This window comes from Nocardiopsis sp. NPDC006832, from assembly GCF_040635885.1.
Taxonomy (GTDB): Bacteria; Actinomycetota; Actinomycetes; order Streptosporangiales; family Streptosporangiaceae; genus Nocardiopsis.
In genome coordinates, this window is sequence record NZ_JBEYLC010000141.1 from 1 (window position 1) to 1,724 (window position 1,724).

General features: G+C 35.7%; 2 protein-coding genes and 1 pseudogene. 1 reads left to right on the top strand and 2 read right to left on the bottom strand.

Going from position 1 to position 1,724, the window contains the following annotated elements; all coding sequences use genetic code 11:
• Positions 1 to 471, bottom strand: a 471-nt coding sequence (locus ABZ717_RS28590; protein ID WP_358516382.1) for a flotillin-like FloA family protein, incomplete at its 3' end; no start/stop codon positions are given.
• 87 nt (positions 472 to 558) lie between these two features.
• On the opposite strand from ABZ717_RS28590, the pseudogene ABZ717_RS28595 reads away from it, so the two are divergent.
• Positions 559 to 903, top strand: a pseudogene (locus tag ABZ717_RS28595) (DUF4355 domain-containing protein).
• Between the two features lie 250 nt (positions 904 to 1,153).
• Here ABZ717_RS28595 and ABZ717_RS28600 read toward each other — a convergent pair.
• Positions 1,154 to 1,609 (bottom strand): Ltp family lipoprotein, encoded by a 456-nt coding sequence (locus ABZ717_RS28600; RefSeq protein ID WP_358516385.1) that lies wholly within the window; start codon positions 1,607 to 1,609, stop codon positions 1,154 to 1,156.
• Positions 1,610 to 1,724 lie beyond the last annotated feature (115 nt).

The window sequence follows — 1,724 nt, forward strand, 5'->3', positions numbered from 1 at the left end:
GGGTCGCCGGCGCATCCCACCACCAGGGCCAGGGAGAAGGCGGCGACGACGGTGGTCAGGGTGCGCACGACCGGTCGGATCACGTGGTCTCCTCACTGACATTTGTACTGCTTCTAATACATCTCTACCTGCTAAATCAATGGCAGCGCCTCGCTCAAATGGTAAGTCGATATCTGCTCGTTGTGCTGCAATGTTTGCATCTACAACACGATCAACATTACCGCCTGCTATGTAATGAGACTCAAGTTGATTTGTAGTTAAGTTTAAACCAGCATTATGCGCTTTGATCAGAGGTGCGATAACTTTTCTTGGTGAAACCCGTCTTAAACGCATCCCCACAAGTGTGCCTATTCCAACATGTACTCCAGCAGCTAGTGCTGAAATCCATAATCCGACCGGAACAAATGAAAACAGAATGAGTAGTGCAACTACTATAATGACTGCAATGATTATAAAACCAATACTAAACATTAAATCGCTCCTTTTTATTTTTCGATTTCTCTAACAACAACACGTGTACCTTCAACTTCAAGAATCTTAACTTGTCGATTACGTAAAATAAATAAAGATCAACAGTTACAATATGAGAATGAAAAGTTAACTAAGCAACTCGAAGAATATAAAGTAAGAGATGCTAAATCACAGATGAAAGCTGAAGCACGATTGATGTTAAACAAAGAAGGCATTGATGTGACTGAGGAACCTTGATTAGATATGTTAGTTACTTCAAATGCAGAAGACACTAAAAAGAATGTTGAAACTTTTTCTAATCTTTTAAATAAAATAGTTCAATCAAATGTTGAAAGAGCATTAAGACAAGACTCACCAGTAAGCACTCAATCAAATAAAATGACAAAAGATGAAGAATCAGATTATCTTGTTTCAGGGAGAAAATGTCTATAAACAAATGTACTAAATTCTCAATTTTTAACATTCTACTTTATAAAAATTAAATAGAAAATTGAGTTTAACCTACTAGGTGGAGAATTTTCTCTATATCGATGACATTTTAAAAGATTGAAAGTAATTGTAACTATAAAATTTTATAATAACTGAATTTACGGTCTATAAAGATTATATTTATACGATTATATTAAAGGTTTGCTTTCAACTAAGAAAACAAACCTTTAATGTTAAAACTCTTTTTTAATGATTACCTATCTAAATGATTTATTGCATATTGCGCTTCTTCAGGAGTAAATCCTTCTCCATTTTCTGAAACGAGTTGATCATATGACGCTTGATTAGAAATGTTTATATTTTTTACGTAACTTTTTGCTAATCTCAGTGCATTCATTTTATAATCTACACTGATATGGTCAACAGCATACTGTGCTACGTCTGCCGGATATTTCTCTCCGTATTCCGAAGTTAATTGTTTGTATAAACTTTTCTTAGAGATAGGTAATGTATTTGCATATGACTTTGCTTGTGCTATAGCTGCATTTTGTTCGCTAGTTGGAGAAGCTGCTTCATCATTTGCATTATTATTTTGATCTTTTGTGTTTTGCTTTAAGTTCACAGAGTTTTGTTTGTCTGTCTGCGTTGATTTTTCCATATTTTTATTTTTAGTTGTTTTTACATTATTTATATTAGACTTTTCTTTCATAGTTGATGCATGTTCTATTTGATTTCGGAGGTGCCCACCAGCCTCACCGAGATCCAGCGCGTGGTGACGGTCTTCCGGGAACTGCGTTCGGGGGTCACCGAGGACAACACCACCA